The 3963-nt window shown below is 46.0% G+C and carries 3 protein-coding genes; all 3 read right to left on the bottom strand.

What is annotated here, in order from left to right:
* Positions 1–17 precede the first annotated feature (17 nt).
* Positions 18–200 (bottom strand): hypothetical protein, encoded by a 183-nt coding sequence (locus QUB35_RS37855; protein WP_333148074.1) that lies wholly within the window; start codon positions 198–200, stop codon positions 18–20.
* Positions 190–771 (bottom strand): zeta toxin family protein, encoded by a 582-nt coding sequence (locus QUB35_RS37850; protein WP_333148072.1) that lies wholly within the window; start codon positions 769–771, stop codon positions 190–192. Before QUB35_RS37850 ends, QUB35_RS37855 begins: the two co-directional genes overlap by 11 nt.
* 168 nt (positions 772–939) lie before the next feature.
* Positions 940–3750, bottom strand: a complete 2811-nt coding sequence (locus tag QUB35_RS37845; RefSeq protein ID WP_333148070.1) for a DUF1156 domain-containing protein — start codon at positions 3748–3750, stop codon at positions 940–942.
* Between the last annotated feature and the right edge of the window lie 213 nt (positions 3751–3963).

Here is a 3963-nt window from a genome sequence, read left to right as displayed (position 1 = left end):
TAACTGACGCACCCTACTTATTCTGGTATTTGTTGTGGCGGAATCTCATCAGCAGAAAGTGTGACGACTTTTCCATCTTGCCAAATACTAATAGATTGTCCGAGTTTGCGGTGTTTCTCGATCGCCTGTGCGATCGCCTTTTTAACACCAGCATCGATTTTTTGATGCAGCGGTGAGAGGGCGGGTTGTTCAGGATTCATCGATACCTCCAGTAATTTGGTTCCAGATTTCCGATCGATAAACAATTGGATCGGCTGCTGCACTATTATAACTAGCCACCACTTCAGAGATTGAAGTTGAATTATCGTAAACGATACAAGTATCACTTAAAGGTATGTACAATTCTAATAAATTTTTGCGTCCTCTTTCATAGCGGCGACGAATCACATCTTCAGGAATATTATGCCCCCCACTTTCTACCCGCCGCCGCACCCGATAAACAGCTAATTCCGGGCTGTGCAACCAAAAATAAATTAAATTAATAGTATAACCTTTTAATTTACACTTTCGCAAAAAACGGACATAATTGCGAGAGGCGAGAGTTGTCTCAAAAGCAAAATCAGCAGCGGCATTTGATAGCGCGTCTAACCGTTGCAGCATCAATCGCCCCGCTTGAATCGCCACAGATTCGGGATTGAAAGGTGAAAGCCCAACAGCTATTTCATCAGCATTGACATACTCAAACACATTGAGAAAATGCGGCAACAACTGCATCGCCGTAGTTGTCTTTCCCGAACCGTTACAACCTCCGATAACATAAACATCCGGCATAATTGTTATTAGTAATTTCTTATGGGTTATTGGTTATGTGCCACAATCCTCGATCCCCCTAAATCCCCCTTAAGAAGGGGGCGGGCACGGGGGCACCGCCCCTACAGAATTAAACTCTTGTCCCCCCCTTCTTAAGGGGGGCTAGGGGGGATCTCTTCTCTCATTCTTTCAACCACCTACATTGAAATCCAAACTCAACTGTCCCTCAAACGGAATTTCCATCTGTTGATAAACAACCTTGGCCTTAATCTCATCCATCGCCAACCACAAATCTAACAAAGCCTTCTCCTCCGGGATGCGTTTCTTCTCATCCCCAATCCGCGGAATCACTTTCAGCGCCACCTCTATCGCCCGCATGAAATTATCGTTATCAGTCAAAGCCGTTTTTTTCATAAACTCGCGCACGATTTGAATATCTCCGTCCTCCTGATACAAACCGATAATCGCGTGCAATCCATCGACTAAATAGGTAATCGAAAAATCTTGCGGATTGACCGAAAAAGCTCCTTTTTTCAGCCGCTGTTTCGGTGTCAAAAGTTTGCAAGTGCCGCTAGTCGAGTCAATTAACTTGTAGACTTTTGCTAAATCAACCACGTTGAAACCGCCGACGGCGAGGGCGAGTTGTCGCGCTTCATCGAAGGGGAACTCGACAGCGCCGAAGGCATCCCACGCGAGGAAATACCACTGCGTCAGGGCGTCAAATCCGGCGGTATCGGTTTGTGCAAGTTTGCGGAAGCGATAGTTTGCAATGGCTTTTCTGGCTTCAGCAAAAGCAACTTCCGGGCGCACTTCTTCGCCGCTGCTGTTGAGGATGGGATAGGAACGGCTGAACACATTTAAAGCCGGGCCAAAGGCACTCAGGTAGAGGTTGATGCCTGGGCCTTTTTTTAGTCCGCTTGGAGTAGTCACTTGCAAGGCTTCCTCTAATTCTGGGGCTTTCATAAAAACCTGGTTGCTGACTTCAACTCGCAAATCATCCCACCAAGCTTGGGCGGCGTTAGGATCGCGTTTGCGACAGACGAGGAGCACTGTACTAGAAACCGAGTTTTTATGCGCTTGGTGCAAGTTTTGCGGGTTTTCGGTACTGACAGCCCAAGATGCGGTAATCTCGAAACCGGCATCGATGAGGGATTTTGTGAGTACGTCCCACGCGCCGGATTCTTTGTGGTTGAATTGGACTGTCATCACGCCGTCATCGCGCAAAACTCGGTAATATTCGCTAAAAGCTAGCACCATTTTTGCTTCGTAATCTTGTTTGGCGAGTTCGTCGGGGGATGTGCCCATGTTGCGGAAACGCGACGGGTTGGCTACCGCTTCTCTATCTTTGTCGGTGAGTTCTGAGTAGAATAAATCGGGGAATATATCGCCTAATGTGCGCTTCATCCAGACGTAGAAGAAGTCGGAAATTTCGGCATATTGGATGGTGCCATAGTAAGGCGGATCAGTGATAATGGCATCGACGGATTTGTCGGGAATGTGGTAGAGGCTATCGGCTGATACGGCATTGATTTGGATAGTTTTTGGGTCGTATTGTTCGATGCCGGCTAAGCCAGTTGAGTGGGGTTTTGTGCCGAATAAAGCACAGAGTTTTGTATAATCAGATGTCAAGGCATCTACACACCAATGCCATAAGCGGTTAATCCCATTAACTTCAGGATAGTTCCACATTAAGTTTAATGCGTGTTGTCCGCTAGCAAGCTGAATTTGTGACGTAGTTCCACTCCAATGAGTTAAGCGAGAATTAGCATCAACACATCTATTTAAAACCAAAGCTAGATAAGTTGCGATCGCCTCTACCTTCTCCGGTTCGTACTCAGCCTTTAGCAGCGCCTTAGCTTCGTTGATAATTTCTACATAAGTGACAAGCGTTAAAAGCTGACGGGGATTAAACATATCTTTCCATGTCGGGCAAAATATTCTGATTTGCTCATCCAAATCTTTGCCTTCAGGAATTAATTCAATTGGGATTAAATTTTGATGGTGTAAATTTTCTATAGTTTTATAAAAACAATTTTCCACTTTTTCTATCGCGGTGATATCAATTTGAGTAGGAATTCTAAATTCTAGACTTCCTTGACCTTGTTTATAGGCTACTGCATATAATTGATAACCTAAACGTTTTTTAGCAGCTTGCATAATAACACTATTTTCTATCACGGTATCGCAATTGGGGCATTTACCCACACCTCTGCTAATCGTGTTATGAACACTCGGATCGTACTCACCCGCATCCGTTTTAATAGTCGATTCCTTGCCTTTCTTCCCCTTCACCAACTCAAAATCAACCCGCTTCTGTTCCAAGTTAGGAATTGGTTTCACCGCATACCAATCACTTGTAACTTTTCGGATTTCTCCCTTTCCTGCATAATTACTCGTCTTACTCAACCACCAATTCGGACTCAACGGCACAACCGACTGACAACTCGGACAAACCACCGTATGAGCCCACAAATAATTCTGCACCGTTTCCCCCGGTAAAGAAGGGAAAAACTCAGTTAATCTTTTCTCGGCTTCATCCCCCACCCATTGCACCCATTTATCAATATCCTCCTGCAAATCCGGGCCAAATTTCAGCGGATATTCCATCGCCGCCTTCATCGTCACCACCGCCACCGGATTGAGATCCGACGCCAACACATTCAACCCGTACCGCGCCGCCTCAAACGGAATGCTTCCCCCACCCGCAAACGCATCTAAAATCGTCGGCGTGCGATTCCCCCACACCTTCTCGCAATAGTCATGAACCTTTTTAATTCGCACCGAAGAGGGGGGAGTTTTGTAGAGTTTAATTTCCTTCCCCGGTTCCAATCCCAGCAAATATTCAAACTCTTCTGGAGAGATATCTGCAGGTAAAATCGACCCCAACACCGAAGCGCGAGAAAACGATAAAGGTTTGCGCGAATACCAGCGATGCAATCCTTTAAATGGATTGCCGCCGTGTTCGTAATAAACCTGCTCGTTGAGCAGATTTACGGGCATGATTTTCTCGATGAAGAGGTGAGGGCGCATGATTTGTTGGTTGTTGGTTGTTGTTTTTAGGAACAGGCAAGATGCCTGTTCCACAAAGATTTAATTTTATTGTGGGGAGTAGGGGTTGGGCTTCTAGCCCGCCCGCAACAGGCAAGATGCCTGTTCCACAAAGATTTAATTTTATTGTGGGGAGTAGGGGTTGGGCTTCTAGCCCGCCCGCAA

This window comes from Microcoleus sp. B13-B6 (assembly GCF_036705405.1).
Classification (GTDB): domain Bacteria; phylum Cyanobacteriota; class Cyanobacteriia; order Cyanobacteriales; family Microcoleaceae; genus Microcoleus.
Note: the sequence above shows the minus strand (reverse complement) of the source record. Positions and strands in the feature narration are given on the sequence as shown.

Bases quoted from the DNA above. Each gene is read 5' to 3' on its own strand.
- QUB35_RS37855 (WP_333148074.1), bottom strand. From the start codon at position 200: ATGAATCCTGAACAACCCGCCCTCTCACCGCTGCATCAAAAAATCGAT.
- QUB35_RS37850 (WP_333148072.1), bottom strand. From the start codon at position 771: ATGCCGGATGTTTATGTTATCGGAGGTTGTAACGGTTCGGGAAAGACA.
- QUB35_RS37845 (WP_333148070.1), bottom strand. From the start codon at position 3,750: ATGCCCGTAAATCTGCTCAACGAGCAGGTTTATTACGAACACGGCGGC.